Origin of the sequence: Mesorhizobium carmichaelinearum (genome assembly GCF_900199455.1) — a bacterium.
In the GTDB taxonomy this organism is placed as follows: domain Bacteria; phylum Pseudomonadota; class Alphaproteobacteria; order Rhizobiales; family Rhizobiaceae; genus Mesorhizobium; species Mesorhizobium carmichaelinearum.
The window spans coordinates 470,114-495,703 of record NZ_FZQR01000001.1 but is presented as its reverse complement, the minus strand read 5'-3'; the positions used below and the strand labels follow the sequence as shown (position 1 = coordinate 495,703).

The 25,590-nt window shown below is 62.1% G+C and carries 22 protein-coding genes and 1 tRNA gene; 4 read left to right on the top strand and 19 right to left on the bottom strand.

Features of this window, described 5'->3' with window-relative positions; all coding sequences use genetic code 11:
• Positions 1-17 precede the first annotated feature (17 nt).
• Complete coding sequence (locus tag CKW40_RS02030) at positions 18-1,388, top strand: alpha-glucosidase/alpha-galactosidase (protein WP_095198260.1); 1,371 nt, start codon at positions 18-20, stop codon at positions 1,386-1,388.
• A 15-nt stretch (positions 1,389-1,403) separates the two neighbouring features.
• Here CKW40_RS02030 and yacG read toward each other — a convergent pair whose 3' ends face one another.
• The 9 genes from yacG to CKW40_RS01985 form a co-directional block, all read right to left on the bottom strand.
• On the bottom strand, positions 1,404-1,601 hold the full coding sequence (gene yacG, locus CKW40_RS02025) for a DNA gyrase inhibitor YacG (protein ID WP_095198259.1): 198 nt from the start codon (positions 1,599-1,601) through the stop codon (positions 1,404-1,406).
• Positions 1,598-2,224 (bottom strand): Maf-like protein, encoded by a 627-nt coding sequence (locus CKW40_RS02020; protein WP_095198258.1) that lies wholly within the window; start codon positions 2,222-2,224, stop codon positions 1,598-1,600. Before CKW40_RS02020 ends, yacG begins: the two co-directional genes overlap by 4 nt.
• Positions 2,225-2,247: 23 nt before the next feature.
• Positions 2,248-2,466 carry a translation initiation factor IF-1 gene (infA, locus tag CKW40_RS02015; RefSeq protein ID WP_006200926.1) on the bottom strand — a complete coding sequence of 73 codons (219 nt, stop codon included), beginning with the start codon at positions 2,464-2,466 and terminating at the stop codon, positions 2,248-2,250.
• A gap of 87 nt (positions 2,467-2,553) precedes the next feature.
• Positions 2,554-3,024, bottom strand: coding sequence for an arsenate-mycothiol transferase ArsC (locus CKW40_RS02010; RefSeq protein ID WP_095198257.1), 471 nt, complete (start codon positions 3,022-3,024; stop codon positions 2,554-2,556).
• The gene (locus CKW40_RS02005) at positions 3,012-3,497 is read right to left on the bottom strand and encodes a UPF0262 family protein (protein WP_095198256.1); all 486 of its coding nucleotides are present in this window, start codon (positions 3,495-3,497) and stop codon (positions 3,012-3,014) included. Before CKW40_RS02005 ends, CKW40_RS02010 begins: the two co-directional genes overlap by 13 nt.
• A 6-nt stretch (positions 3,498-3,503) precedes the next feature.
• A complete protein-coding gene (gene hisD, locus CKW40_RS02000; protein ID WP_095198255.1) occupies positions 3,504-4,796 on the bottom strand; it encodes a histidinol dehydrogenase in 1,293 nt (430 codons plus the stop codon).
• A gap of 6 nt (positions 4,797-4,802) precedes the next feature.
• Positions 4,803-5,234, bottom strand: a complete 432-nt coding sequence (locus CKW40_RS01995; RefSeq protein WP_095198254.1) for a DUF2948 family protein — start codon at positions 5,232-5,234, stop codon at positions 4,803-4,805.
• Between the two features lie 168 nt (positions 5,235-5,402).
• On the bottom strand, positions 5,403-6,695 hold the full coding sequence (gene murA / locus CKW40_RS01990; RefSeq protein WP_095198253.1) for a UDP-N-acetylglucosamine 1-carboxyvinyltransferase: 1,293 nt from the start codon (positions 6,693-6,695) through the stop codon (positions 5,403-5,405).
• Between the two features lie 129 nt (positions 6,696-6,824).
• Entirely contained in the window at positions 6,825-7,001 is a 177-nt protein-coding gene (locus tag CKW40_RS01985) for a hypothetical protein (RefSeq protein ID WP_095198496.1), read from the bottom strand.
• 162 nt (positions 7,002-7,163) lie between these two features.
• On the opposite strand from CKW40_RS01985, the gene CKW40_RS01980 reads away from it, so the two are divergent.
• Positions 7,164-7,238 (top strand) — tRNA-Thr (locus CKW40_RS01980).
• Positions 7,239-8,024: 786 nt separating this feature from the next.
• On the opposite strand, the gene CKW40_RS01970 is transcribed toward CKW40_RS01980, so the two are convergent.
• From CKW40_RS01970 to CKW40_RS01950, 6 genes are all read right to left on the bottom strand, one after another.
• Entirely contained in the window at positions 8,025-8,777 is a 753-nt protein-coding gene (locus CKW40_RS01970; protein WP_244571054.1) for a GGDEF domain-containing protein, read from the bottom strand.
• Positions 8,778-8,917: 140 nt separating this feature from the next.
• Positions 8,918-9,616 (bottom strand): thermonuclease family protein, encoded by a 699-nt coding sequence (locus tag CKW40_RS01965; RefSeq protein WP_095198250.1) that lies wholly within the window; start codon positions 9,614-9,616, stop codon positions 8,918-8,920.
• 42 nt (positions 9,617-9,658) lie between these two features.
• Positions 9,659-10,858, bottom strand: a complete 1,200-nt coding sequence (locus CKW40_RS01960) for a type 1 periplasmic-binding domain-containing protein (RefSeq protein ID WP_095198249.1) — start codon at positions 10,856-10,858, stop codon at positions 9,659-9,661.
• A gap of 55 nt (positions 10,859-10,913) precedes the next feature.
• Positions 10,914-11,051: a hypothetical protein gene (locus tag CKW40_RS43635; RefSeq protein WP_179297795.1), complete on the bottom strand. Its 138-nt coding sequence runs from the start codon at positions 11,049-11,051 to the stop codon at positions 10,914-10,916.
• Positions 11,052-11,099: 48 nt separating this feature from the next.
• A complete protein-coding gene (locus CKW40_RS01955; protein ID WP_095198248.1) occupies positions 11,100-11,468 on the bottom strand; it encodes a hypothetical protein in 369 nt (122 codons plus the stop codon).
• 26 nt (positions 11,469-11,494) lie between these two features.
• On the bottom strand, positions 11,495-17,554 hold the full coding sequence (locus CKW40_RS01950; RefSeq protein ID WP_095198247.1) for a beta strand repeat-containing protein: 6,060 nt from the start codon (positions 17,552-17,554) through the stop codon (positions 11,495-11,497).
• Positions 17,555-17,876: 322 nt separating this feature from the next.
• Between CKW40_RS01950 and CKW40_RS01945 the strand changes: the two genes are divergently transcribed.
• Positions 17,877-18,821, top strand: coding sequence for a transglutaminase-like cysteine peptidase (locus tag CKW40_RS01945; protein ID WP_095198246.1), 945 nt, complete (start codon positions 17,877-17,879; stop codon positions 18,819-18,821).
• Positions 18,822-19,004: 183 nt separating this feature from the next.
• On the opposite strand, the gene CKW40_RS01940 is transcribed toward CKW40_RS01945, so the two are convergent.
• From CKW40_RS01940 to CKW40_RS01925, 4 genes are read right to left on the bottom strand one after another with little or no spacing between them, the layout of a single operon-like run.
• Complete coding sequence (locus CKW40_RS01940; protein WP_095198245.1) at positions 19,005-19,646, bottom strand: ribbon-helix-helix domain-containing protein; 642 nt, start codon at positions 19,644-19,646, stop codon at positions 19,005-19,007.
• Positions 19,636-20,925, bottom strand: coding sequence for an HlyD family type I secretion periplasmic adaptor subunit (locus tag CKW40_RS01935; RefSeq protein ID WP_095198244.1), 1,290 nt, complete (start codon positions 20,923-20,925; stop codon positions 19,636-19,638). Before CKW40_RS01935 ends, CKW40_RS01940 begins: the two co-directional genes overlap by 11 nt.
• Positions 20,926-20,970: 45 nt before the next feature.
• Entirely contained in the window at positions 20,971-23,103 is a 2,133-nt protein-coding gene (locus tag CKW40_RS01930) for a type I secretion system permease/ATPase (protein ID WP_095198243.1), read from the bottom strand.
• Positions 23,104-23,143: 40 nt separating this feature from the next.
• Complete coding sequence (locus tag CKW40_RS01925) at positions 23,144-24,592, bottom strand: TolC family protein (protein WP_095198242.1); 1,449 nt, start codon at positions 24,590-24,592, stop codon at positions 23,144-23,146.
• 445 nt (positions 24,593-25,037) lie between these two features.
• On the opposite strand from CKW40_RS01925, the gene CKW40_RS01920 reads away from it, so the two are divergent.
• Positions 25,038-25,574, top strand: a complete 537-nt coding sequence (locus tag CKW40_RS01920) for a hypothetical protein (protein ID WP_095198241.1) — start codon at positions 25,038-25,040, stop codon at positions 25,572-25,574.
• The last annotated feature ends 16 nt before the right edge of the window (positions 25,575-25,590 follow it).

Genomic DNA, 25,590 nt, shown 5'->3' with positions numbered 1-25,590 from the left:
AGTGCCGGAGGTTTAAAGTGGCAAGAAATCCCAGGATCACGTTCATCGGCGCCGGCTCGACGGTGTTCATGAAGAACATCGTCGGCGACGTGCTGCAGCGGCCAGCACTCTCGGGCGCGACGATCGCGCTCATGGACATCAATCCGCAGCGGCTGGAAGAGAGCGCCATCGTCGTCAACAAGCTGATCGCGACGCTCGGCGTGAAGGCAAAGGCCGAGACCTATTCCGACCAGCGCAAGGCACTTGCCGGGGCCGATTTCGTCGTCGTCGCCTTCCAGATCGGCGGCTATGAGCCCTGCACCGTCACCGATTTCGAAGTGCCGAAGAAATACGGACTGCGCCAGACAATCGCCGACACGCTCGGCGTCGGCGGCATCATGCGCGGCCTCAGAACCGTGCCGCATCTGTGGAAGATCTGCGAGGACATGCTCGCCGTCTGCCCCGAAGCGATCATGCTGCAATACGTCAATCCGATGGCGATCAACACCTGGGCGATTTCGGAGAAATACCCCGAAATCAAGCAGGTCGGGCTCTGTCACTCGGTGCAGGGCACGGCGATGGAACTCGCTCACGACCTCTCCCTGCCTTATGACGAGATCCGCTACCGGTCGGCCGGCATCAACCACATGGCCTTCTACCTGAAATTCGAGCACCGCCAGCCTGACGGCTCCTACCGCGACCTCTATCCGGATCTCGTGCGCGCCTATCGCGAAGGCCGCGCGCCCAAGCCGGGCTGGAATCCGCGCTGCCCCAACAAGGTGCGCTACGAGATGCTGACCAGACTCGGCTATTTCGTCACCGAGAGCTCGGAGCATTTCGCCGAATACACGCCCTATTTCATCAAGGAGGGCCGCCCCGATCTGATCGAGAAATATGGCATTCCGCTCGACGAATACCCCAAGCGCTGCATCGAGCAGATCGAGCGTTGGAAAGATCAGGCGCAGGCCTATCGCTCGGCCCAGCGCATCGAGGTTGAGGAGTCCAGGGAGTATGCCTCCTCGATCATGAACTCGGTTTGGACCGGCGAGCCGTCGGTGATCTATGGCAATGTCCGCAACAATGGCTGCATCACCTCGCTGCCCCGCGATTGCGCCGCCGAGGTTCCCTGCCTGGTCGACGCCTCCGGCATCCAGCCGACCTATATAGGCGACCTGCCGCCGCAATTGACGGCGCTGATCCGCACCAACATCAATGTCCAGGAACTGACGGTGCGGGCGCTGATGAGCGAGAACCGAGAGCATATCTATCATGCCGCGATGATGGACCCGCACACGGCGGCCGAACTCGATCTCGACCAGATCTGGTCACTGGTCGACGATCTCCTAGCTGCTCACAGCGACTGGCTACCGGCCTGGGCGCGCACGAGCCGCAAGACCGAGGCGGCCTGACCGGCGGCGTCGCCCCTATTTCGGCTCGTCGGCGTCCGGCTCTTCCTCGTCGTCGCGGGCCTTGATGACATAGGCGCCCTTCAGCCAGCGGTTGAGGTCGATGTCCTTGCAGCGCGTCGAGCAGAACGGAAAGCTGTCGCGCGCCGACGGCTTTCCGCATTCGGGGCAGGGCCGCTTTGGGCGCAGCGGCGTGACTTTGGAGTCGGAATTCATGGCCGTGCGGACAGCCAACTCTGATGGGTCTTGAAGCCTTCGCCCGACAGCAGCGCCACCGTCTCATAGAGCGGCAAGCCGACGATGTTGGTGTAGGAGCCGACGAGCTTGACGACAAAGGCGCCGGCTAGGCCCTGGACGGCATAGCCGCCGGCCTTGCCGCGCCATTCGCCCGAGGCGACATAGGCGTCGATCTCCTCGCGCGGCAGCCGCTTGAAACGCACCCGCGTCTCGACCAGCCGCTGGCGCAGCTTGCCGCCCGGCGTGATCAGGCAGATGCCGGAATAGACCCGATGCGAACGGCCCGACAACAGCCCGAGGCAGTTGGCGGCATCGTCCAGCGTCTCGGCCTTGGGCAGGATGCGTCGGCCGACCGCGACCACCGTGTCGGCGGCCAGCACGAAGCTCGGTGCATAGTCCGTCTCGGTCTTCAGCGACGCGAACGCCTTCTCGGCCTTTTCCTTCGACAGCCGTTTGGCCAGCGAGCGCGGATGCTCGGCACGCTGCGGCGTTTCGTCGACATCGGCTGGCAAGATACGGTCCGGCTCGATGCCGGCCTGCTGCAACAGTTCGATGCGGCGCGGCGAACCCGAGGCAAGCACCAGCTTCTGCAAAATGCTCATCGCGGACCAGTCGAGCCTTGATCTTACTTGAAGCGGTAGGTGATGCGGCCCTTGGTCAGGTCGTATGGCGTCATCTCGACCAGAACCTTGTCGCCGGTCAGCACGCGGATGCGGTTCTTGCGCATGCGGCCGGCCGTATGGGCGATGATCTCGTGTTCGTTTTCGAGCTTCACCCGGAACATCGCGTTGGGCAACAATTCCGTCACGACACCCGGAAACTCGAGGACTTCTTCCTTCGGCATTCGATACCTTTGCTTGGATGGCAGTTCCAGCGCCCCGGCTGGAATTTCGGCGGAACCTATATGATAATCGTCCGCTTGTGAACACGCTTAATCCGTCGCGTTTTTTGCTTCCGGAGGCAAAAAACGTCGGCTTATGCGCAACTTCAGCCGCTCGCGCACGTCGCGGTAGGCCGCCATGATCTGCTCGCGCGTGCCGCCAGCATTGGTCGGGTCCTGTGTCGGCCAGTATTCGACCTCGACGGCGAGCGAGCGGGTGAGTTCCAGCGCGGCATGGTGCGCCTCCGGCGCCAGCGTGACGATCAGGTCGAAATAGTCGTCCTCGAGGTCGTCCAGCGTCCTGGGATGACGTTCGCCCAGCGTGAGTCCGTCTTCGGCCAGCACCGCATCGACGAACGGGTCGCGTTCACCGGCGCGCACACCGGCCGAGGCGACGAAGATGGTGGCGGGCAGCATCCGGCGCGCCAGTTGCTCGGCCATCGGCGAGCGCACGGCGTTCATGCCGCACAGGAACAGGATCGAGCGGGGCAGGGCGCCGGGTACCAGGGCTAGCCCCGCCAGTGCAGCACGCAGACCAGCGTGAACAGCCGGCGCGCCGTGTCGAAGTCGATGTCGATCTTGCCGGAGAGCCGGTCCATCAGCGTCTGCGAACCTTCATTGTGCAAACCGCGCCGACCCATGTCGATCGCCTCGATATGGCTCGGTGTCGAGGAGCGGATGGCGTCGTAGTAGCTTTCGCAGATCATATAGTAATCCTTGACGATGCGCCTGAGCGGCGTCAGCGACAGGATGTGGGTGACGACCGCGGCGCCGTCCTCGCGCGCCACGGCGAAGACCAGGCGCTGCTCGGCCAGTGACAGTTTCAACCGGTAGGGGCCAGCGCCACCATCATTGACGGGTTGAAAACTGTTCTCCTCGATCAGGTCGAAGATCGCCACCGCGCGTTCGTGCTCGACATCTGGCGTCGAACGGCCGATCGATTCGTCGAGTTCGACATCGATCAGCCTTGCGCGGGTTCGATCGTAGTCCGACATAGTGGCCTACATGTTCAGCCGTATGGCGACGGAGCGGCCATGCGCGTCGAGCCCTTCCGCCTTGGCAAGCGCGATCGCCGCCGGCGCCAGCGCGCGCAGCTGCTCCGGCCCGAGCTTGAGGATCGAGGTGCGCTTGACGAAGTCGAGCACCGACAGGCCCGACGAGAAGCGCGCCGAGCGCGCGGTCGGCAGCACATGGTTGGAGCCGCCGACATAGTCGCCGATGACTTCCGGCGTATGGCGGCCGAGAAAGACGGCGCCGGCATTGCGCATTTTCGCCAGGAAGCCCTCGGCATCGTCGATGGCCAGCTCGACATGTTCGGCCGCGATGCGGTCGACCAGCGGCAGCGACTTTTCGATTGCCGGCACCAGGATCACCGCGCCGAAATCGCGCCAGCTTGCGGCAGCCGTCTCGGCGCGCGGCAGGCTCTGCAACTGGCGCTCGACGGCGGCTTCGACTGCTTTGCCGAAGGCCTGATCGTCGGTGATCAGGATCGACTGTGACGAGACGTCATGCTCGGCCTGCGCCAAAAGATCGGCGGCGATCCAGTCCGGATCATTGCTGCCGTCGGCCACGACAAGCACTTCCGAAGGACCGGCGATCATGTCGATGCCGACCGTGCCGAACACCTGCCGCTTGGCCGCCGCGACATAGGCATTGCCAGGGCCGACGATCTTGGCGACCGGCTTTATTGTCTCCGTGCCGTAAGCAAGTGCTGCGATCGCCTGCGCGCCGCCGACGCGGTAGATTTCCGAGACGCCGGCGATATCGGCTGCCACCAGCACCAGCGGATTGATAATGCCTTGCGGCGCTGGCACCACGATGACGATGCGCTCGACGCCGGCGACCTTGGCCGGCACGGCGTTCATCAACACCGAGCTCGGGTAGCTCGCCGTGCCGCCCGGCACGTAGAGCCCGACCGCCTCGATCGCCGTCCAGCGCCAGCCGAGTTCGACGCCGGCGGCATCCGTGTAACGATCATCCCTGGGCTTCTGCCGCTCGTGATGCGAGCGAATACGGTCGCGCGCGAAATGCAACGCTTCGACTGTCCGCGGATCGGCCTCGGTATAGGCTCTGGCAATGTCGTCCCTGGAGACGGCGATGCCCAGCGTGCTGAGGTCGCCGCCGCCAAATTTCTGCGTGTAGTCGATCAATGCCTTGTCGCCTTCGGCGCGGACGCGCGCGATAATGTCGCGCACCACGGCGTCGACATCGGCGGACACTTCCCGCTTGGTCGTGAGGAAGGCGGCAAAACGTTGCTCGAAATCGGCGTCAGACTGGCGAAGCGTGATGGCCATCGACGGTCAAGCCTTGTGGACAGGACGTGAAGTGGCTTCCCACGCGCCGCCTATGTCGGCAAGGCGGGCCTCGATGCACTCGACATCGAGCATGATGGTGCCGCCGCCCGAAAAGATCAGCTCGACGATGCCGGCCGGCTTGCTGATCTCGATGAAGCTGATCGCCAGCAGGGACAGCACCTCGGCCGGCTTGTTACGGGCGATGCCATTGGTCTTGGCGCCCAGCACCCGGTCGAAATGCAGCACGGCCTGCCGCCGCTCATTGTGCTGGCGAAACAGGCCCGACTTTGCCTCCCAGACGAAACGGTTCATGGTCAGCACGAAACGCTTGGCCGCAGGCAGGTATTCGAGGTCGCTGACTTTCAAGACGGCGTCCTGCACATGAGCCGAAACGATGCTCAGGTCCTGGTCGTCGAGCGCGATAAGCTTGAGGGCCATGCGGAATTTGCACCTAAGGTTGGTTCAGCCTTCTGTTAGGCGGTCTTTCCGGCCGGCGCAACCGCGACACGACCGCCGCCCGAGGCAATCGCCTCGGGTTTGCGGTATTGGCAGGGGGATAAAGGCCCTACGGGGCAGTCTCCGTCCGAGGCTGCCGCCGTTCGATCGTCAGGCGGAAATCCGCTCGATCACCGCGCCGCAATTGGAGAGCTTTTCTTCCAGCCGCTCGAAGCCGCGGTCGAGATGGTAGACGCGGTTGACCGTGGTCTCGCCTTCGGCCGCGAGGCCGGCGATGACCAGCGAGACGGAAGCGCGCAGATCGGTGGCCATGACCGGCGCGCCTTTCAGCTTCGCCACGCCGTCGACGATCGCCGTCTGGCCTGAAAGCGTGATGTGGGCGCCGAGCCGGGCGAGTTCCTGCACATGCATGAAGCGGTTTTCGAAGATCGTCTCGGTGATGCGCGACTTGCCCTTGGCCATGGTCATCAGGCCCATGAACTGCGCCTGCAGATCGGTCGGGAAGGCCGGGAAGGGCGCGGTCGTCACGTCGACCGGCGAAATGCCGGCGCCGTTGCGCTTCACGCGGATGCCGGAATTGGTCTGGGTGATCTCGGCACCTGTCTGCGAAATCACGTCGAGTGCGGTCTGCAACAGCTCTGGCCGCGCGCCTTCGAGCACGACGTCGCCGCCGGTCATGGCGACAGCCATGGCATAGGTGCCGGTCTCGATGCGGTCGGGGATGACGCGAACGCGCGCACCCGACAGCGATTCGACGCCGTCGATGGTGATGGTCGGCGTGCCGGCGCCGGAAATCCTGGCGCCCATGGCGTTGAGGCATTCGGCGAGGTTGACGATTTCGGGCTCGCAGGCGGCGTTTTCCAGCACCGTCTCGCCCTTGGCCAGCGAAGCCGCCATCATCAGCACATGGGTGGCGCCGACCGAGACCTTGGGGAACACAAAGCGGTTGCCGACCAGGCGGCCATTCTTGGTCTTGGCAATGACATAGCCGGTGTCGACGTCGAGATCGGCGCCCAGCGCCTGCAGGCCTTCGAGGAACAGGTCGACCGGGCGCGTGCCGATGGCGCAGCCGCCGGGCAGCGATACCTTGGCCTCGCCCATGCGGGCCAGCAGCGGCCCGATCACCCAGAACGAGGCCCGCATCTTCGACACCAGCTCGTAAGGCGCCGTCGTATCGACAATGTTGCGGGCGGAGAAGTTGATGGTGCGCGAATAGCCCTCATTCTGCTTCTCGCGGCGGCCATTGACCGAGTAGTCGACGCCGTGATTGCCGAGGATGCGGATCAGCTGCTCGACATCCGCCAGATGCGGCACGTTTTCCAGCGTCAGCGTATCGTCGGTCAAAAGCGAGGCGATCATCAAGGGCAAAGCGGCGTTTTTCGCGCCCGAGATCGGAATGCTTCCGGAGAGCTTGTTGCCCCCGACAATTCTGATGCGATCCATGGAAGAACGTCCCTCTCGGCCAGAAAAGGCCGGTTCAATCGTTTGAGTATCGGCCCGTCTAGACCATTGGCCGGCTTGGTTCAAGAAATAGGATTTCCAAGCATCCGGGCCAAGAGTGGCTGATTTGAGTTAATCTTTCTGCATTTCCTTAGCCGAACCGAGCCCATCCGGTCTTTGGTCTGCTTCTCCCGTACGGCGCGAGCGCGACTGCGCCTTGCGTTTCTGCAGATTGGCGCGCAACTCCTCGGCGAGCCGGTCCTTGCGGTCCGTGCCGCCCTTTTTCGGTGATATCGTCTTGTCGCTCATCGTCCCGTCCCGGCCGGCGACCGGCCAAACCTGCCGTTCAGGGATAGCCAACATTGTGGCGCCGCCATGTCATTGAAAGCTATCCGGCAAAGGCTTTCACAGAAGCGTTGTTCTTGGCCTTGCGCTTGCCGGTTCGATATGGCAGAAGCCCCGCCATCAGCGGCTGCGGTAGCTCAGTGGTAGAGCACTCCCTTGGTAAGGGAGAGGTCGAGAGTTCAATCCTCTCTCGCAGCACCAGTCTATCCCGCGCGAGCGCGGCTGACCTTCAAACTCCTCACCGCGGCGTGATCTATCCGATGTGTGATGAGGTTCCAGCGGCCTTGATCAATTCGTCCTCGCTCCTCACCCCATGTCGGTATGCGGCAACGATTTCCTCCGCTATGATTTCCGCCTCCAACGAATGGTCGTCTACCAGGCGTTGACGACATGCCGTGTCGAACGCACGACTCAATAGAGCCAACTCCTTGGCACTTAGGATGCCGTATTTTAGCGCTTGGTCGGTAACGGACATCGCCCAGTCCTCCGCAACCTTGGTTGAGGACGGCCCCCCTGTCCTCAAGGCCCGGCTCGGAGGGCCAGTAGGAGGAGCGTCGCGGAGGGGGAGGCGACGGACAGGCCTGCACTGGGGGGTGCGGTAGGCCTACTCCTCCTACCTGTTGCCGAGCCTGAGCTAAACAACGGCTGATTATACCCCTGAATGGCGGTAGCGCCAGTATTGTTTCATGGTGTTATAATTGTTGAACGCAGAGAGCGGGCTCATGCGGCGGGGGCTCGATGTCCGCCCGCTCACAATACCACTTTATTAGGGGATGGCCTCAGGCGACGGACGAATTCACCGCGCAGTGTGGCAGCGAGAGCGCTTACTTCGTGCCACGAAGTATATTGCCTCAAGGCTGCCCGTGGAGGATCAAACTCAGCACCCGTAGTGCCGATCCACAGTGGGATGGTCGCCGACGCCAGCAGGGCATGGATGGGCGGGATTATGAAATCGAGCAGCCGCCCCCAAAGTGCCCCAGCGGGCTGTCAGCTGTGGAGATGCGTCAATTCGAACCCGGCTTCATCCTGCGTGTCGGACAGGTGCTGTTCGGCGGAGCGGAACATGTCCGAGAATTCCATCTCGTTCTCCAGCATCACGCCGCCGACCTTGATGGCGAGGACATCCTGGGTCCCTTTTGGCGCGAAGTAGACTTGCGCGATACGCGTGCGGATACGCTCGCCGATTTCCTTAGCCTCCGCTTCGGTCGCACCCGAGAGGAAAACCCCGAACATCGAGGCGCCGATGCGCCCGATCAGATCCTCCTCGCGCACCGACGACTGTATGGTCGAGACGATGAGCCGCAAGGCCTCGTCGCCCCATTCAAGGCCAAAGCGCATGTTGATGGACCGTAGATGTTCTGGGTGAATGATCAGGAAGGCGCCCGAGCGTGGTCCTGGCCCCGATCGCCTGGCTGCGCGTCGTTCAACCATCGACGTGAAAACTGGCCCGTTCAGGCAGCCCGTCAAACTATCATAAGTCCCGGACCTGTTGAGTTCCTGCCGGTAGCGGCGGATTTCGACCCGATTCCAGCCGATCAGCGCGAAAAGCGGCAGGCCGATGATCACCGGCAGCAATCCCGCGGTGATCATGCTGCGGGCGAACGGCGTCAGCGCGTCGCTGAACAGCAGCAGGTAGTTGAGGCCAAGGGAAAGGCCGATGGCCCCGGCGGTCCCCAGCAATGTCAGCCATGCCACCTGCTTCCAGGGCTGGGCAGTGGTCGTCGCCATTGGTCTCGTCATTGGCCAATCTCCTGTCAGGTCGGCTGATATAAGGCCTGCCTGCCGTAATTTCGGTTTCGCCGAACTGTACAATTTGATGCAAAAAAGGCTGAATGGCATCTTCGACATGCCCAGAAAGAAGCCGGTTTGCCGGCGCCAGCCTATTGCGGCGGTCCGAAGATACCCATCCCGGCATTCCTGGCAATTGCTTCCGCCTTGCCATAGATGCCGCCCGGTAGCGCCATCGCCCAGCCATTGGCGACGAGCCAGGCGCCGACATCCTGCTTGCCCAGCCGGCACGGTGCGGCGATGGCGAAGCGCTCGACATCCGGCGGCAGGAAACAGTTCAGCGCGCGCCCCCGCAGCCAGGCATTGAAGGCCGCGCGAGCACGCTCGCCGCAGGGCCAAGCCTCGCCGCGAAACGAACAGATCTGGTCCGCGCCGATATGCTGAGCCCCGCTGATGGCCACCTTCCAACCCATCGATTCGAAGGTCGCCGACGACGTTGCGATCGGACGGTAGAGCAGGGTTTCGCGCCAATCCTGCGGCATGGGTGTTTTGGGGCGGACGGCGAGGCCGAGTTCTCCAAGCGGCGGCCGGGCTTCGACCCGCTCGATTTCGGACGCGTCAACCGGCGGCGGGGCTATAAGGCTCTCGGCAATCCGCCGTGCGCGTTCCCGCGATTGTCCCTCGATGATGGCCGCGGCCGCCTGATTCGCTTGCTTGCCGGCAATTTGCAGGGATGGCGCAGGGACCGGCCGGTCGAGAGAAAGCAAGGCTCCGGCCTGCATGATCAGGACAATTCCGAGCACGAGCTCGAGGCCCCCGATCGCGATCACCAGGCGGGCATGCCAGCCCATCAGTCCGGCACGGCGTTCGAGCAAGATCGGGCCGGCAGCCGGTCAGAAACCCGACGTCGATTTGGCAACCAGTTTGAGCGCACCCTTTTCTATCCGATAGAATGGCATCGATCTTTGGCTCGATCCGTCAGCGCGAAAACGGAACAAACCGGTCGATCCGCGAAACCCGTTCGGGTTTTCGAGCACCTGTTTGCTGAAGCCGTCAGGTCCGACCGCGCTGGCGATCCCCGCCGTCAGGGCAACCATATCATAGGCATAGGCTACATTGACGTCGGCCGGGTAATTGTATGCCGTCCTGAAGCGGTCGGAGATCGGTCCGGTTTCGCCGGGATCGAGCGTGGCGATGTATGCCCCCTCGAATAGCGGATCCATGGGGTGTTCCAGCCAACGGTCGGTTCCGACGACAGAGATTGCCTTTCCCGGAATGCCCTTTGATTTGAGGGCGGCAAGGACAGGCGCGGGGCTGCCATCGCCGCTGGCAATGATGACCGCGTCGGGAGCGTCCACGAGTGAGCCCATCTGGTCGACCGCCTTCGCGCCACTGTCGCCGGCCGAATAAGGCACAGTGACCGCGAGGGTCGCCCCATAGATGCTGAGGCCGTTCGCCACCCGCTTCTCCACGGCGCTGGCGTTCGAGCCTTCCGCGACAAGCAATACGAACTTCTTGCTGCCTTTCGCGGCGAGCCCCGCGGCGCCCGCCGCGGCGCTGTCGGCTTCGCTGAGGCGCACGGCATAAACCCCGGCGCCGCCCGCGAAATTGTCGGCAAGCGCCAGAACCGGTGGCCGCTTCGATCCCGACAGCGTGGCGATATGCTGGGCCGAAGGCAGTTCGGTCGGGCCGATGACGACCTTGGATCCCGTCGTGATGGCTTGCACCGCCAATTTGCTGGCCTGCGCACTGTCGCCTTTCGTGTCCTCTATCGTCAGCGTCAGCAATCCGTTGCCGATATCCGTCATCGCCAGCTTGGCGCCGTCGCGCATCTTCCGGCCGGTTTCCCCTGACGTCCCGGGAGCGGACAAGGGCAGCAGCATCGTGACTTTGGCGGAACCGGTGCCGAGCGACTGGCTTGCCTGGGCCGGGCCGGCACCGGCGGCGCCATTCTGTCCCGCAGGCGCGGCGACCGCCGCCGGATCGAGCACTTCGGAAACGCCACCTTTCGACTGGCAGCCGGTCAATGTCATGGCGAGCGCCAGGGCGAGTGCCCAAATCTGCGGACTGCGGCCCTGTCGGCCAGCTTCCATGATTGCTCCACCCCGTCTGCCGCCGGATATTTCCCGGTCTGGTCCTCAATTCATGTTACGGCGGACTTGCGGTGCCGTCTTGCTGTTCTTTCACGCGGCGCACACAATCGGCAAAGGCCCAGCCAGTTGGCGCCGGCTGCGCGGCAAGCAGATCAAGACTGAGCAAGGCGATCGCTTCGGCGATCGCCTTCAAAATTGATCCGTCGGATATCATGATGGCCAACAGGCGCGGCCCATCCGGTCAGTGCATGTACTCGACCATGCGGTCGTGGAAACACTCACATTTGTTGAGCGTGTCTTCGTCCTTGTAGTTCGTCTTCAGATAGCCATAGGCCATGCCGCAGGCGACCTTGGCTTCCGAAGCCCAGACGAAGGCAGGCCGGGATGAATTGATCCATTCCGGACTGTTGGCGACGGCAACCGATTCGTCCATCAGCTTCACCACCTGCTCCTTGAGATCGACGATGTTGTCGTTCAACACCAGGTTGGACGTCCCCACGACGCGGCAATAGTCGCCCGTCGGACCTTCGATGATGTCGGCGGCTTCCAGCCCCGTCGCAACAATCGACAGCAGCCCGGCCCCGAAAGCCACACGCAAAATTCTGTTCATGCTCGTCACCTCGTCCCTTTCGCCCCTTAGGCCACGTCCGTCTTGGTGCCGTGGCTGTCATCGTAAAGTATTTTCACCGCTTCGGCAGCGCTGTGGAACGTATAGTTCTCCAGCACCGCGACCGTATGGTAGTTGTCGCCACCGCCATTCGTGTCGACCTTGACTTCGGCATTCGCCGCATTGGTCAAGGATTGCGAGATCTCCACAAAGCCGCCGGCTTCGAGATCGGTAACGCCGGCCAGGCCCTTCAGCAGCGAGGACAGATCGATCTTGTCGCCGTTGGCGCCATCGTGGAAGTCGGCGATCAGGTCCGCAACTTCGAGCGAGCCGATGGCGAATGTCTTCGTACCATCGGAGGCGACCGACGGCTCCGCCGGTGCAACAAGCGAGGTGTTGAGTTCCACCTCGATGTAGTTGCCGCTCGTGCCGTCGGCCATCTGGAAGGTGCCGTTGCCGGTCACGGCCTGCCCGTCGATTTCGCCGACAGCCGGATGCGCTGTGGTGCTGATCGAGGTAATGCCGTTGTCGGCGAGGTGCGACAGTTCCCCGGCGTCGCTGGTGCCATTGGCATTGGCGTCCTTCCAGATCAGCAGGCTGCTGAACGCCGCGTCGTTGTGGTCGATGACACCGTCATGGTTGCTGTCGAGCGATGCCAGTGCCGCCGCGCCGCTGGCGAAATGGCCACCATTGAAGTTCGGCGTGAACAGTTCGGTGCCGTCATCGATCTTGCCGTCATGATTGAGGTCGACCGCCAGCATGCCGTCGTTCGAGGTGTTCCAGGCCAGTTGTTCCTTGGTGCCGTCGCCATTCATGTCGAACTGAACACCGTGGCTGACATCGGAGAAGGTAAAGCCATTGTGGTTCAGATCGAGGATGATGGGATCGACTGATCCACCGATCAACGTGTTCAGGTTCGCTACGGTGACGCCCTGCAGATCGACCAGCGCTCCAACGCCGGCGCTGGCAGTTGTCTGGGTATAGACGTAGGTGTGATTCACCCCTGAGATCGTTGCCGTGAACGCGAGCGTCGCCCCGGCATTGCCGATGTCCGTGCCCATGAGATACTGGACCGCCGCCGCCACGCCCGACGTTGTGGTGATCGCCAGGGGCGAGGTACCGGCATCGGTCCCGAAGAAACTGGCGATGCCGTTGGTGACCGAGTGGGACTCAACCGTGTCTCCGCCGATCGTCAGGACGGAATCTCCCGCCCCGTCGACGAGGCCGGCAGTGGCAGCCACCAGCGTACCGGGCAGGGTCAGTTTGTCGGTCCCGGCGACGAAGTCGGTGATGATGTCATAGCCGGAGATCGTACCGGCATTGCCAGATCCGCCTATGACGGGGGTCGATTCGCCAGCCCCAATCACGAACGTGTCGGCGCCGGCTCCACCTGTCATGGTGTCCGCGCCCGCTCCGCCGATTAGGGTATCCTTTCCATCGAGACCTGTCAGTGTATCGTTGCCCTGTCCTCCGGAAAGGATCGTGTCGTGTCCATTGATGCCGGTCAGATGATCGTTGCCGTCCTGGCCAAGCAAAATGGTCTTTGTCGCGGTCGCGACGAGATTGTCGACGCCGTTGGTGCCTTCGAGCGTCGAGGCAGTCGGGTACAGATGCGCGGTCACGCTGCCGGCCGCCGTATCGCTGTCGCCATCCGTTCCCGTCACCGGGATCTTGATGTCGAACGGGTCAACCGCGTTGGCGGTCGCGAAACTGGCCGAACCTAGCTTGAAGGTTCCCGATGAGGCTCCCGAGATCTCGACCGCACTGAACGGATCCGAACTTGCCGTGACTGTGAAAGTGTCGCCTTGGTCCATTCCATGCAGTGTAAAGGTGCCGGTCAGCGCGTCGTACGTCACTGTCGGTACGGCTCCGCCGGACCCGTTCACAACGGTAACCGTGATCCCGGTAGCTACGGTTTCCCCAGAGGGGTCACCAACAAAACTATTATCATTATCGACATTCAAGGCTCGGATCTTGATATCCACCGTGCCGCCGACCACTTTGGTTATTCCCTGGGTGAAACTCGATACTTCATAGTGGTCGGTGTAGCTGGTCCCGGCGATGGTTCCGGTGGTCGATGCGTTCGTCACAAAGTCGAAACGGATTGTCTCCCCATTTGTAATGCTCTGGCCGCTGCCGACACCAAAGTTTCCAGTACTGGTGTTGACGTTGTTGGAGCCATTTGCCGTTACCAACAAGTCGCTCGGCGTATCCGGGCTGGTGAGAGCTGTGAAGGCATTCACCTGGTTGTTGCCGCCTGTGGCTGTGGCGCCCGCCGTCGTGAATTGAGATCCGTTGAAGATCGTACCATTCAAGACAAACGACCAGGTGTCGGTTGCCGGGTCGAGTGTGGCGGTGAATCCGAGATCGCTGCCATTCGCCACTGACGATCTTCCCTCGACCGTATGACCATCCGCGGAGACTTGATAGAACAGCTGTTCCCCGTTGAGGTAGACGTTCGCACCGCTGACGTCTTGAACGGCGGCACCCGTCGTCACGTTGAATACAACATTTCCAACACCGTCTGCCCCTGCGCCCGATGCAAAGTTCAGGTGTTCAGTCAGCGCGGTGTGCAATGAGTCCGGCAGACTGATGCTGTCGCCGACGAAAGGCTGCGGGGTGTCGTCCAGAACCGTCAAGTTGACTGCGCCGGAGACATGATCACCGCTGGTGTCGGTTGCCACCACCTGAAGACCATTGATGGTGATGTTGCCAGAGCCGGCGGTATGCTGGAGCTGGTCGGTCAGCGTGGCGGTGACCACGGGAGTCAACGAGCTGTTGGCGCCGGCGCTGGTGTTCGACAGCGCCAGGTAGATTGCAGGTCCGAGGTTGGTGGCACCTTGCATCAGCGTGCCGACAAGCTGGCCGCCGCTGAGTGCCCAGCTGATCGAATATCCGGCGGCTAGACCGGAGACCGTCGGCGCTACCCAGTTCGGATCACCTGTTGGGTTGGCAAAGGCAACGGTGATCGCCTCGCCCGTCGTGGTGAAGGTAATCCCGCTGATCGCTTGCGCCGATTCGCCAGGGCTGGTGGGATTGGTCCCAGTCACCACGCCCGCGTGGAGGTCCGTGGCGTCTTGGGTGGTGTCGAGAGCGGCTTCGTCCACCGTCAAAGATGCAGTGCCGCCTCCCCCCGGAACAGTATTGGTCTGCACGTTCACCGTCACAGTGGCGGTCGAGGTGTCGCCGTCGCCGTCCTTGATGGTGTAGGTGAACGAGTCCGATCCGACATAAATGCCTGTTGGCGTATAGGTGAATGTTCCGTCGTTGTTGTAGGTGACGGTGCCGTGAGCGCCGTTGGTGGTTGTTATCACCCCGGGGGTGGTGGTTGCGACGCCGTCGGCGCCGAAGACATCGTTACCCAGGAGGCCGGTCAGCACCGTAGGCGCGGTGATTGCCGGTGCCCAACTGTCATTATGGGCTGTCGGCACGTCGTCGACGATGTTGATGACCAGGCTGCCGGCCGGAGCGGTGTCGCCGTCGGCGTCGGTGACGACGACCGCGAAGGCGGTGCTGGTGTTGTCGCCCGTCGTGTTGGTGGTGAGCGTGTAGGCGTAGCTGATCGAGCCGATGCCGGTGTTGGCGTCATAGACATAGCTGGCCGTCATCGAGCCGGTGGCGTCGGTGAAGGTCTGCGGCACGCCGGTCAGGACATGGCCGCCGAGCGAGACGGTCTGGATGCCGTCTGGCGAGGTGAAGCCGATGGTGCCCGAGGTGGTCTCGGAGGTGTTGGAGTTGTTGTTGGGATTGCCGTCGGCGATCTCGCCGGAGCCGGCCGGCAGGCCGTTATGCGGCGGCAGGCCGGCTTCATAGACGGTGGTCGAGGCGAGGCCGGGCGCCGGGATGTTGTCGCTGGGCGTGGCATCGCCGACCGAGATGGTCAGCGTGGTGTGCGACAGGTCGCCGTCGCCATCCTTGATGGTGTAGGTGAAGACGTCGCTGACGCCGCCTTGCGAGCCGGGGTTGCGGACGTAGCTGTAGTCGCCATTGGCGCCGAGCGTCAGATCGCCATAGGTGCCGTGGATGACCGAGCCGATCGTTGCGGCGCTGTCGAGATTGGCATTGGTGTTGCCGGCCGCGACGCCGGCGACGGTTGCGCCGTCGGCGCCGAGCACATCGACACCGGTGACGGGCGAGGTGGTGCCGACCGCGGTCAGCACGTTGCCGGTCTCGGCGGTGAACTGGTTGGCGGCGAGGCTGTCGGTGTCGGCATGGGCTGTCGGCACGTCGTCGACGATGTTGATGACCAGGCTGCCGGCCGGAGCGGTGTCGCCGTCGGCGTCGGTGACGACGACCGCGAAGGCGGTGCTGGTGTTGTCGCCCGTCGTGTTGGTGGTGAGCGTGTAGGCGTAGCTGATCGAGCCGATGCCGGTGCTGGCGTCATAGACATAGCTGGCCGTCATCGAGCCGGTGGCGTCGGTGAAGGTCTGCGGCACGCCGGTCAGGACATGGCCGCCGAGCGAGACGGTCTGGATGCCGTCTGGCGAGGTGAAGCCGATGGTGCCCGAGGTGGTCTCGGAGGTGTTGGAGTTGTTGTTGGGATTGCCGTCGGCGATCTCGCCGGAGCCGGCCGGCAGGCCGTTATGCGGCGGCAGGCCGGCTTCATAGACGGTGGTCGAGGCGAGGCCGGGCGCCGGGATGTTGTCGCTGGGCGTGGCATCGCCGACCGAGATGGTCAGCGTGGTGTGCGACAGGTCGCCGTCGCCATCCTTGATGGTGTAGGTGAAGACGTCGTCATGGCCGCCCTGCGAGCCGGCATCACGCGTATAGCTGTAGGAGCCGTCGGCGCTGAGCGTCAGCTTGCCGTAGAGGCCCTGGATCTGGTTGCCGACATTGGCGTCTTCGCCGCCGGCCGTGGTACCAGCCGCAACACCCACGACGCCGCCGGCGGCATCCTTGCCGTCGGCGCCGAACACGTCATTCACGAACACATCGCCAGTGATCGCGGCATGGCTGCCGGACGGCACGTTGCCGATGTCAGCATTGGCGGTCGGCACGTCGTCGATGATCTGGACGGACAGCGTACCCGGAGCCGAGGTGTCGCCGTCGGTGTCGGTCACCGTCACTGTCATGTTGTCGAAGATGGAATCGGTGCCCGCACCCGGGTGAACCACGCCATGGACGAGCGTGTAGCTATAGCTCACCTGGCCGGTGCTGGCGTCGTAACCGCTGACTGTCAGCGTGTTGCCGAGCGGCGTGGTGATGTTGATCGGCGTCGATGCGCTGTCGGCAAGTGCAGCGCCCGAAATCACCTGGCCGGCGATGGTCAGCGAGCCGATGCCGTCCGGCGAAGAGATGGTGAAGGTGCCGGTGTTGTGTTCCGAGGTGTCGCCGTCGACGCCTGGCGCCGCCGCCTCGCCCGAGCCTTCCGACCCCGAGCTTGCCGGTATGCCTTTTTCATTGACGATAGTGTCGCCGCCATCGACGGAAGGCGTCAGGTCGCCGATCGACGGCGTGGAATTGGGCCTGAGAAGAGACGGGAACAGTTCGCGGTTCTCCGGCTGGCCGAACGCCAGATCCGTCGGCGGCAACAGCGCCGACAGGCCGAACCCGTCGCCGATGCCGCCAGGGGGAACCGAGAAGTCTCCGCCCGCGCTCGAGGTTGAACCACCGGGGCCCGCCGATATCGAGCCATCGGCGCCGAAGGCGACATCGACATGGCTTGCTTCCAACGCCGCGATCAAGGCAACGCGCGGCACTTCGACATCGCCGATGATGAAGGTCGGCACGTTGAGGGCGCCGTCCTTGATGACGATTACCGAACCGTCCGCCTGCTCGAGGACGAGGTTGTGGCCGTCGACCTTGATGTTGTCGATCGAGACATTGGCTGGGAGTTTCACCACATTGCTGGCGTCGGCCACATATTCGTGCGGCGCGGTCGCCGCCGGGGCCTTGGCCTCCGCGGGTGCTTCCGGTTTGACGGGCGTGCCGCTGCCAACATCGACGGGAACCGGCTCAGTGGCAGGGGCGGCCTTTTGCGCCGGGCTGGCTTCCGCGACCTGGATCTGCGCCTGCGACGGCAGGCCGTTATGTTCAGAGTGCTCGTCCCAGGAATGAGAGACGGTGTCCAATTCGTTACTGGTGGTCATAGCCAAACCCCTCCGGCATTTCCCGGAAACAGACAGGGACCACTTCTACTTTGCAACTATGCCGCAATCCGTTTCATATATTCGGATATGCTGGCTTCGGCATTTTTTATGCGTGGTAAACTCGAAACATATAACCCGATATACATGAGCCGATATGCTGTCCGTCTGACCGCGGTTGGCTCCGGCTGCTTGGTAGGCAGAAGTATAAACTTGTATAAAATTTTACACAAAATAGAAGGTACCAAGTACAGGAAACTTATCCACCTTCCTTTCCAATAATTTGAGACGAGATTGGTAGCGTCCACAGTCAAAGGTGGGCGCTATGACAAAAGAGAAATCTGCCCTAGGGGTAACCAGGCTCAAAGCGCTGCTGCTGGCAATCGGCATTATGGGCCTGCCGCAGCCATCGTCCGCGAGCGCTTTGCCGGCACGCATCGATTCGGCCGGTTCGCTGTTGGCGAAGGTCGAAACGCCTCCCACTCTCGGCGGCATTTCGCTGCTGCGGCCGCAGCCTTGGCAGCCCGCCTCGACCTACAGAATCGGCATGGTTTCGGGCAGCTACGGTCCTGCCACCATCGATCAGGAAACCGACTCTTCCACGGCACTGGGCAATGCCGGGATCGATCCCATCCAGACGGCGGCGATCATTCCCGGCGTGTTCGGATCGGTTGCGCTGTCCATGCATAATTTTCCGGTTTCCGCGCGTTGGGCACCCGTCTACAAGGCAATCGTCGACTGTTCCGCCGGCAGTGGGTGTGATGGCAAGAACAGCATCTTCACCGCGATCGTCAATGCTGCCAAGGACAAGCGGTTTATCGACAAGCTGTCCTTCATCAACTCAAGCATAAACCACGCCATCGCCTACAAGAAGGACAGCGTGGTTTACGGCAAGCTCGACTACTGGGCCAAGCCTTCGGAAATTCTCGAGCGACGGGCGGGCGACTGCGAGGATTTCGCCATTCTCAAGATGGCGGCGCTGCTGCGTGCCGGCATTCCGGCGCAGAGCATGTCGCTCGTCGTTCTGCAGGACCGCAAGCGCGGTTTCTTTCATGCCGTGCTGTCCGTCAGCACCGGCAGCGGCGTCTTCATTCTGGACAGCCTGAGCAACGTGGTCTCGCGCGACAGCGATCTTCCCGATTACGTGCCATTGTATTCGTTCAGCACCGACCGCGCGTGGATCCACGGTACCAGGCCCGGCGCGGCCCAGGTCGCCGACGTCAAGGGCGGTCTTGCGACGGTCGCGCCTGGCGAGGGCCTGCAGCCATAGCGTTCCCAAGACAAAGCGAAGCACCCGGTTCGGGACGCGCTCGCTCCAGTGTCATCTCCCCGGAGCCGAGATCGCTTTCGGGCGGCGTGCATTAGAGCAATTCCAGGAAAAGTGTGAGCGGTTTTCCGTCCGGAATTTAAAGAGATAGAGCGTTTCGCCGTTTCCATGAAACGGCGAAACGCTCTAGCCGCCGAAAACGAAGGCCATCAGCAGTTCCGGTTCGAGCACCGGCGCCCGCACCGCGTTCAATTGCCCCCGGTAGCGGCGGTCGCCCGCACCGATGACGAAACCGGTGGCGACCGGCGTTTCGCCATTGGCCTCGAGCCGCGCGAATATGTCAGCGACATTGAGATCCAGGGCAAGCTTCAGGTCGTGGCGCGCATCTTCGCTTGGCGCGACCGGCAATTGACGCCTGACCAGCTGTTGGAACGGCGCGTTGAAGGTCAGGATCCTCTTCGATGATGAGAGCGCAAAAGCCGGTGACGGGCAGGCGACCAGGATGGCGTTGATCGTCTTGATCGATGCAAACCTTCGCAAGGTCTGGTTTTCGTCGGCCAGTCCGCGCATGCAGGCCACCCGGATTGCCGACGTCAGGTTTCCTGTGTGGGCATGGCTTTCGGCAATCTCGTCGATCAGCATGCCGATCGTACATTTGCGGCTTTCGGCCATCTGCTTCAGCGTGGTCCAGAACGCCCGCTCCAGACGAATGCCACGTCGCGTGCCGCCACGCGCCACGACCCGGAATTCCAGGCCGAAATCCTCTGTCGCCATGGGTGGCAGCAGCCGCTCGTGGTCGGCAAGAGGGGAGGTCGCGCTATCGTTCACTCATTGCCTCCTCCCGTGCCTTGTTGATCGGCTTCATCAGATAGGTGAGGATGGTTTTGCGTCCGGTCTTGATATCGACCGAACAGATCATGCCAGGGATGATCGAATAAGTCTTGCCATCGCGCGTCAGCGTCGACCTCTCCGTTGCGACGCGTACCTGGTAGTAGGGCTCGCCCGTCTTCTGGTCGACCAGGCTGTCGGCGGTGATGTTGGAGACCTTGCCCTCGATGCCGCCGAAGATCGAGAAATCATAGGCGGTTATCTTGATCAGCGCGTCCTGATCCGGCCGGATGAAGGCAACATCGCGTGGTGAAACCCGCGCTTCGACCAGCAGCGTCTCGGACGTCGGCACGATGCCGGCCACGACCGCGCCGGGCTGCACGAAAGCGCCAACCGTGTTGATATCAAGCGTGTTGACGATCCCGTCGACAGGTGAGCGGATGTCCGTGCGCGCCACCTTGTCGGTGGCGCCGCGGATGGTCTCATCGACCACCGAAAGATCGGCCAGCGCCTGCGTCAGGTCGCTCAGCGCCTCCTGCTGCAGCTGCAGGCCGAGTTCGTTGACTTGAAGCTTGGCTTCGGCGATGGCCGCCTTGGCTTTCTTGATGGTTTCACCGGCGAGGTTCAGCTGCCCATGCAGTTCGGTCTGCTCCCGCTCGACGCGGATCTGCTCGGTCTTGGCCATCAGCCCCTTCTTGACCATGGACTCGACCAGCGCCGTTTCCCGGTCGCTGACTTCGAGATTTTTGGTGAGGCGATCGAGGTTGGCGGTGGCTTCGTCCAATTCGTTCTGGCGCTGATCGAGACGCGATTTGAGGACCGACAGCTTGACTTGGAAGTTGTCGCGGCGCGCGACGAGCAGCTTCTGCTCGTTGTCGCAGATTTCCGGGGCGACCTTCTGGATTTCGGGCGGACAGGGAAATGGGCCTTCAATATTGCCGCCCTGTTCGAATTTGAGCCGCGCAATGCGCGTCTGAAGCGCCCGTGCCTTGGCTTGCTGCTCGCCAAGGCTGGACGTGTTCATCGTATTGTCGAGGCGGATGATGAGATCATTCTTCTTGACGACCTGCCCGATCGTCACGGCAATTTCCTGGACCACGCCCGGCTCGCTGGACTGGATGATCTGGGTTTTGGAGGCCGGTATGACCTTGCCGTCGCCGCGCGCGATTTCGTCGACCTCGGCAAAGGACGCCCAGGCGACGGAAGACACAAAGAGTGCCCCTATGATGAACAAGGACGCCGACGCGAAAAGCGGCGGCCGGTCTTCCCTTGTAAGCATGTCCTACAACCCCAACGCATTGAATGCGTTCAATAAGTCTGTTTTTCAGGCGTTTGTTTTCTGCAGCGCCTGTATCACTTGATCCTTTGGTCCATCGGCAACGATCCTGCCTTGCTCGATGACGATAAGACGGTCGGCCAGCTCGAGCATGCTGAAGCGGTGCGTTGAAACGATCAGCGTCGTGTTCCGGTCGAAAGCCACTTTGAGCTGCTTGATCAACTGCCGCTCGGAAGCCAGGTCCATCGATCCCGACGGTTCGTCCAGGAAGACGATTTTCGGTTTGGTCAGCAAAAGCCGGGCAATCGCCATCGTCTGCCGCTGGCCGCCCGAGAGATTGGTGCCGCGCTCGCCGACATTCATGTCGTAGCCACGCGGGTGGCGTGAGACGAAATCGTCGACGCCGGCCGCCTTGGCCGCTTCGACGATCTGCTCATCGGTCGCCTCCGGACATGCCATCAGGAGGTTCTCCTTGATGGTGCCCGAAAACAGATCATTGGCCTGCGCGACGATCCCGACCGCGGCGCGAACCTCCGAGGGGTGGTATTGGCGGATGTCGATCCCGTCCAGCAGCAACTCGCCTGATGTCGGCAGGAAGAGCCTGCCAATCAGCCGGCCCATGGTTGTCTTTCCCGAGCCGATACGGCCGATGATGCCGATCCGCTCCCCCGGCTTCACCGAGAAATTCAGACCGGTCAGAACCTCGTTCTCGGAGCCCGGATAAACAAAGCCGACATTCCTGAACATCATGGCGCCATTGCGGATGGGCCGGTTGACGAAACCCACCGTATCCGGGCGATCCTCCGGCTGCGCCATGATCGAGTTCACCATGCGCAAGGAAAGCATGGCCTGGCGAAGCCTGGACAAGGTGATGGCGATCTGGCCGAGTGGAGAGACCGCCCGGCTGGCCAGCATGACGGTGCCGATGATGGCTCCGGTGGAGACGTGTCCCTCCGAGAAGGCATAGGCGCCGGCCACGATCAGGGCGACGGTGACCAACTGCTGGATGGCCTGCGTTATGTTGCCGGCGGCCGCCGAGAGCTGCTTGATCTTCTCGGACGTGTTGGACGCGTTCTTGGAATGCTCCCCCCATTTTCGCAACAGATACGCCTCGGCCCGCAGCGATTTGATCGTCTCCAGCGTCGAAATGGATTCGACCAGCAAGGCCTGCCGTTGCGAGGCTTCGTTCATCGAGGCCGCGACACGCTTGCCGATACGCCGCTGCGTGATCAGTCCGACGATCACGGACGCCACGAAGGCCAGCGCAGGGATGATGACCAGCCAGCCGCCTATCGCATAGATGACCAGGAGAAAAATGAAGACGAAGGCTGTGTCGATGAACACGCTGATGGTGTTCGACGTGAAGAATTCGCGCACGAATTCATACTGCGTCACCCGATTTGCATATTCGCCCGTTGAACCTGGCCGTGCCGACAGGGACGAATTCAGCACTTTCTCGAACAGCAAGTAGGAAATGCGCAGATCCGCCTTGCGCCCGGCATAGTCGATGAGGGACGCCCTGGCGGTCTTCAGAAGCAGGTCGAACAGGATGACCGCGCCGATGCCGATCGACAGCACCCAGAGCGTCGATATCGCCTTGTTCGGCAGGATCCTGTCGTAGACGTTCATGGTGAAGATCGGCGAGGCGATGGCCAGCATGTTGATGAATATTGCCGCCAGGATGACCTTCGAATAGGTGCGCCAGAACGGCCCCATCGTCCCCGTCAGCCAATGTCGCCGCTCGATCTTCGGCGCCGAACCGACGTTCATCCCTTCGGCGGCGTTGGCATAGGTTATCGAGAAGGAGACGCCGCCACTGATGTAGCTGGCGGCCAGCTCGGATCTCGTGATGGCTATACGACCGTCTTCCTGGGGAGCGGTGGTGAATGCGCCGTCCTCGGTTTCGGCCAGCAGGGCAACCGGCAATTGGCTGACGCGAAACACGATAGCAGGGAGGTCGATGCGCCCCCGAAGAAAGTCACGATGGCTGAACTCGGTGATTTCAAGGCCGATGCGCTCGGCAATATGGCGGATGGCATCGATGTCGATACGCGTATCCGACAGCGGCACGCCGGCGAACAGCACCGTTTGCGCGCTCGGCCTGCCGAGATAGCCGGCAACAGCCGAGAAGCAGGCCTTGAATGCCTCCTTCGGGGAGAGGATGTTGGGTTGCTGGTTCACGATCCGCCCACAGGGACTTTCGATCGACCCTTACCTCCGCCTACTTTTTCCTGACCGGTGCCAGGATGTCGAACGGCAGGTCGTTCTTCTGTTCCGAAGGCGTCCGCGCATAGGTTTCGGTGTCGGCCGTTTCCGGTGCCGCGAACTCGGTTCGCGCGTAGGCCGCGGCCTGCTTTGGCGGATGGATATCCATCGTCTTCAACAACTGCCCGGTCGCCGCCAGCAGCCGATATTGGGCAAAGAGGGAGGCGTAGGATGCGGTGTCCGCCAGGGTCGCCGTGTTGAACCGCGTATTCTGCGCATCCAGCACATCGAGCAGTGAACGCTGACCGACCTTGAATTGCTCGCGATAGGACGCGACCAGCTTCTCGTTGGAAGCGGCTTGCAGCTTCAGGGTCTTTGCCAGGTCGGCTTGCCGGAAGCGGCGATCCCACGACGTGCGAACGGCTTCTTCGATTTCCCGCAGCACCTGATGCATCGCAAGCCGCTGCTCACTCGTGCGACGGATCTGCTCCTGCTCATTGGCCTTGTCGATGCCACCCCGGTACAGGTTCCACCGCAGCACCAGGCGTGCCTGAAGGTCGGATGTGTCTCCATTGTCGCCGTCAATGTCATATCCAGCCCGAGCGACGCCTTCGGCGACGATCGAGGGGCCGTATTTCGCCCGGGCCGCGTCCACCAGCGAGGCCGCCGCGGCGATATCGCTGTTGGCCATATGGACACGCGGATTGCTCTCCCGCGCAAGGCCAATCGCATCGTCCAGCGACCTTGGCAGCGCGCCGGAAACATCGGCCGGCCTTGATGCATTGGTCAGCGGCTTCCCGACGGTCTTGAAGAACCGTATCCTCGAGGCCTCCAGCTCCTCCGAGGCTTCCTGCATGCGGGCCTTGGCCGCAAACAGCCGCTCCTCGGCTTGTTGCCGGTCGGCTTCGTTCAACCCGCCGCCGGCAATGCCTTCCTGGATGTCGTGGAGGATTGCTTGGTGGAAGCCCAAATTCTTCTTTGCCTCGGCCACGATCGAAGCCTGAAGCATGTATTCGAGGTAGTCCTGGACGACCGAGAGCCCGATGAATTCCGACCGCTCCAGCACACGAAAGGACGCGCCGTCGACGCGCGAGGCCTGGCGATTCAACTCTGCTCGCCTTGCGCCGCTGTCATAGAGCGTTTGCGAAACCGTCAGATCGGTTTCTGCCGGATAAAGTGCGTCGTCCTCTATGGAGAGCGCCCGTCGTGAAGAATTGTCGAGACGGCGAGCGCCAGCCGACGCTTCCAGGTCGACGCTGGGAAGATAGAGGCCCTTGGCCTGCCGCAATTCGAACTCGATTGCTTCGCGATTTTCTATGGCCTGGCCGATCTCGGGATTGGATTCGACGGCAACTGCCACCGCTTCCTTGAGCGTAAGTGCACTTGCACTTGCGCAGCTCAGCATAGTAGCCGCCATCAAAAGACCAAGGCGCTTGCCCACAGTCGAGATGCTTGTCGTATTCATTTAGCCCGCCCCAACGTTTCCCCCACGCCCTTTTCGAGCGCTGAACCAAGCCTGAGCCTGTCTCAGGCAACTATCCAACAATTTCAAGAAATATGTGAGCGATTATTAATTTAGGGTGGGCTTAATTGCGATTTCCGGCCACAAGGTTGGAAAATGTAGCAAAAATGGCACAAAATGGGATTGCTTCGGCCTGGGCTCGGTGCGGAAAAGCCGAAAAGCACAAACCGCTCAATGCCGGCAGAATCGTGTGAAGCCTGTATGGGCCGGAAGGCAGCCGTAAAAATTTGACGGCGTTCGGCCAAGATCATGCGACCGCGGCATCAAGGGCCGATACTGAATTGAGGGCTGCCCGGATGAACTCCCAAGCACGGCCATAATGGCGCCCTTGCGTTAAGCCTCGCGCAATCTCTGCAATCTATGCTGACGCCAGATTGTCGAGGGCAACATGAAGCGCAAGTCGATATTACTCTTCGCTTTTCCCGCATTCATCCTGATGACTATGGCAGGCGAGCGAGCCGCAACGTTCCTGCTCGGGACCTATCCCGCCAGCCCCGCAATGTGGTGGATCTGGCTTGAACTGCGTCCCTTGTCGGCGATGTTCTGGCAACAGGTCGACCTTTATCTGGGCGGGTCGATGGTTCTGGATGCCGTCATCCTCATTGCCGCGGCGATCGCCTGCTGGAGCGCTTGCAATGTTAGAAGGTCAGCCGCCTTCTTTCTTGCCAATCACATGGCCCTCCTTTTCGCCGGGCTGATGATCGCTGTCGGCAGCCATTCGGAAACGGCGAGCACGATTGCCGCATTTACGGCACCCAGCGGGTTCTCGTTTTCGCTGATCGCCGATCTCACTTGGGAGAACAGCCTCGTGCTGGTTCTGGGCTTTGCAGCCTGCGCCTACTGTCATGTCGCGTTCCTTCGCGAAACCCGACAGCGTGGAGAAGCAATGGCCGTGCGTCTCATCGCCTTGCAGCGGGATCTCTAGTCGGACGCCGTTCCGC

Coding starts and splice junctions, on each gene's coding strand:
- yacG (WP_095198259.1), bottom strand. CDS start 1,601: ATGAATTCCGACTCCAAAGTCACGCCGCTGCGCCCAAAGCGGCCCTGC.
- CKW40_RS02020 (WP_095198258.1), bottom strand. CDS start 2,224: ATGAGCATTTTGCAGAAGCTGGTGCTTGCCTCGGGTTCGCCGCGCCGC.
- infA (WP_006200926.1), bottom strand. CDS start 2,466: ATGCCGAAGGAAGAAGTCCTCGAGTTTCCGGGTGTCGTGACGGAATTG.
- CKW40_RS02005 (WP_095198256.1), bottom strand. CDS start 3,497: ATGTCGGACTACGATCGAACCCGCGCAAGGCTGATCGATGTCGAACTC.
- hisD (WP_095198255.1), bottom strand. CDS start 4,796: ATGGCCATCACGCTTCGCCAGTCTGACGCCGATTTCGAGCAACGTTTT.
- CKW40_RS01995 (WP_095198254.1), bottom strand. CDS start 5,234: ATGGCCCTCAAGCTTATCGCGCTCGACGACCAGGACCTGAGCATCGTT.
- murA (WP_095198253.1), bottom strand. CDS start 6,695: ATGGATCGCATCAGAATTGTCGGGGGCAACAAGCTCTCCGGAAGCATT.
- CKW40_RS01985 (WP_095198496.1), bottom strand. CDS start 7,001: ATGAGCGACAAGACGATATCACCGAAAAAGGGCGGCACGGACCGCAAG.
- CKW40_RS01970 (WP_244571054.1), bottom strand. CDS start 8,777: ATGACGAGACCAATGGCGACGACCACTGCCCAGCCCTGGAAGCAGGTG.
- CKW40_RS01965 (WP_095198250.1), bottom strand. CDS start 9,616: ATGGGCTGGCATGCCCGCCTGGTGATCGCGATCGGGGGCCTCGAGCTC.
- CKW40_RS01960 (WP_095198249.1), bottom strand. CDS start 10,858: ATGGAAGCTGGCCGACAGGGCCGCAGTCCGCAGATTTGGGCACTCGCC.
- CKW40_RS01955 (WP_095198248.1), bottom strand. CDS start 11,468: ATGAACAGAATTTTGCGTGTGGCTTTCGGGGCCGGGCTGCTGTCGATT.
- CKW40_RS01950 (WP_095198247.1), bottom strand. CDS start 17,554: ATGACCACCAGTAACGAATTGGACACCGTCTCTCATTCCTGGGACGAG.
- CKW40_RS01945 (WP_095198246.1), top strand. CDS start 17,877: ATGACAAAAGAGAAATCTGCCCTAGGGGTAACCAGGCTCAAAGCGCTG.
- CKW40_RS01935 (WP_095198244.1), bottom strand. CDS start 20,925: ATGCTTACAAGGGAAGACCGGCCGCCGCTTTTCGCGTCGGCGTCCTTG.
- CKW40_RS01925 (WP_095198242.1), bottom strand. CDS start 24,592: ATGAATACGACAAGCATCTCGACTGTGGGCAAGCGCCTTGGTCTTTTG.
- CKW40_RS01920 (WP_095198241.1), top strand. CDS start 25,038: ATGAAGCGCAAGTCGATATTACTCTTCGCTTTTCCCGCATTCATCCTG.